2 protein-coding genes are annotated in these 2,485 nt (G+C 61.9%); both read right to left on the bottom strand.

What is annotated here, in order from left to right; genetic code table 11:
* On the bottom strand, positions 1–574 hold a 574-nt coding region (locus ACNKID_RS00270), incomplete at its 3' end, for a GIY-YIG nuclease family protein (RefSeq protein WP_417911427.1).
* A gap of 6 nt (positions 575–580) precedes the next feature.
* Positions 581–2,485 (bottom strand): DNA topoisomerase IV subunit A (locus tag ACNKID_RS00275; RefSeq protein ID WP_417911428.1); only part of this gene is annotated, 1,905 nt, incomplete at its 5' end.

Genomic DNA, 2,485 nt, shown 5'->3' on the forward strand with positions numbered 1-2,485 from the left:
CCTGATATGCGGCTTTGTCCGCCAGTCCGGCGCAGGGCGCGAGGCAGCGGCGGAGCTGATAGTTGAGGCAAGGGCGGCTGCGCTGCTCCAGCCTGCGGCAGCGGCGCAGGGGACAGAGCGAATGGAGCAGATTGAGGGTCTCGCGCAGGGCTGGACCTGAGGCGTAGGGGCCAAAATAGCGGCTGCCGTCCCGCTCCTTGCGCCGGGTGACAAGAAGACGGGGCCATTCCTCCTGCACCGTCACCTTGATCAGCGGGTACTGCTTGTCATCGCGGAGGATGACATTGTACTTGGGCCGGTGCCGCTTGATCAGGCTGGCCTCAAGCAGCAGGGCCTCCTTTTCCGTGGCCGTGAGGATGGTCTCCAGCCGCCGCACTTGGGCCAGCATGACCGCAGTCTTGGAGTGCTCCGCACGGGCGGCGCGGGCGTGCTGCGCCAGCCGCCGCCGCAGGTTCTTGGCCTTGCCCACATAGAGCACCTCCTGCCGCCCGCCCAGCAGCAGATACACTCCAGTCCCCTTGCTGACAGTCTTCAGCGCGGCGGCGGACAAAGGCTGGGCCTCGTTTTCAGGCATACAACCTCAGCCGGGCAGCCCAAGCCCTGGCAGCGCAGGCGCGGCAGGCGGCTCCTGCTTCGGCTGGCCGCTGATGTCGATCACCTTGCGCACGGCCCGTTCACTGAGCCGCTTGCCCTGGGCCGCCTCGCCTTTGATCAGGTACTCGTCAAAGTCGATCTCCAGCGCATTGCTCCGCGCTCTGGCTGAGGGCACAAGACTGACTCTTGCCCGCAGGCCCTTTTCTCCAATCAAGAGCAGCTGAATCGCCGAACGCTTATGTTCCTCGAACAGGCGGTACTCTTTGTTCAAGATGAAGCCGGGCATCCTGAACCTCTTCACGTAGCTGAGATTCACAGCTCCGGCCCGGTAGATCAGATTGAAGACCAGCTGCTTCTTCACCGCTCCGGCCCAGAGCAGCTCTCCGCCGACAAAGAGCTTGTCCGGCGTTGGAATCACCTTGTACAAGCCGTCGCGGAAAATGAGCATGATCCGGTCCAAATCCGAGCAGGGGAACTGCAGCTCGGCCTGCGCCGCGCTCACCTTATGGCCAATGAAGCCGGAAGCGCGGTCATAGACCACCAGCAGATTGGAGATGGCCGCCTCCCGCGCGTCCACCTGGTCAAAGGCGAGCAGCTCGCTCTTTCTGGGGAACAGCGGCCCATAGGTCTCAAGCAGGCCGCGCAGATAATTTTTGCTGTGCAGGGTCACATCTTCCAAGCTCTTGTCTGTCTTGGCGATGCTCCGCCGCAGCTCGTCAATGTCCTTGCGCTGCTTGCTGAGATCATAGCGGGAAATGCGCTTGATGCGGATGTCCAAGAGCCGCTCGATGTCCTCCTTGTCCGGCTTGCGGATCAGCTTGTCCGCAAACGGCTCCAAAGCTTGGCGCACAGCATCGCTCACCGCCTTGGCGCTGCTCTCCTCTTCAATCTGCTTGTAGAGCCGCTCTTCGATGAAGATCTGCTCCAAGGTCGCGGCGTGCAGACGGTCAAGCAGGCGGCCCCGCTCGATGCGCAGCTCCTGTTCCAGATCGCGGCGCAGCTTGTCCGTGTTGTGGCGCAGCACCTCCTCCGCGCCCATGATGCAGGGCAGATTGTCCTTGATCAGCACCAGACTGGGCGAAACGCTCAGCTCGCAGTCGGTGAAGGCATACAGCGCGGCCACCACCTCTTCCGCATAGACCCCGCGCGGCAGCTTGATCTCAATCTCCACCTTCTCGGCAGTGTAATCGCTGATCGAGGCGATCTTGATCTTCCCCGCTTTGGCCGCCCGCTCCACCGATTCAATCAGGCTCTCTGTTGTGAGCGCGGCGGGCAGCTCAGTGATGGTGATGGTCTTGTCACTCAGCTCCATCCGCGCCCGGCAGCGCAGGCGGCCATTGCCGCTCTGGTAGTCCGAGGCATCAACAATCCCGCCGCCAGGGAAATCAGGCAGCAGGGTGAAGTCCTTGCCTTCGAGATAATCAATCTGCGCTTGCAGCAGCTCGCCCAAATTGTGCGGCATGATCTTTGTGGCCATGCCCACCGCAATACCTTCCGCTCCCAGGAGCAGAAGCAGCGGCAGCTTGGCCGGAAGGCTCACCGGCTCCTGCATCCGGCCATCATAGGAATCAACAAAGGCGGTCAGGTCTGGGTTGAAGAGCGTCTCGCGGGCCAAAGGCGTGAGGCGGCATTCAATATAACGCGCCGCCGAGGCCTGATCGCCGGTGAAGACATTGCCAAAGTTCCCCTGCCGGTCTATCAGCAGCTCTTTGTTGGCCAGATTGACCAAGGCCGCAAAGATAGACTGGTCGCCGTGCGGATGCAGCTTCATGGTCTCGCCGACCACATTCGCCACTTTATGATAACGCCCGTCATCCATGTTGCGCAGGGTCTGCAAAATGCGCCGCTGCACCGGCTTCAGGCCGTCATTGATGTCCGGGATGGCCCGCTC

It is taken from the genome of Candidatus Electronema sp. TJ (genome assembly GCF_048287355.1).
Classification (GTDB): Bacteria; Desulfobacterota; Desulfobulbia; order Desulfobulbales; family Desulfobulbaceae; genus Electronema.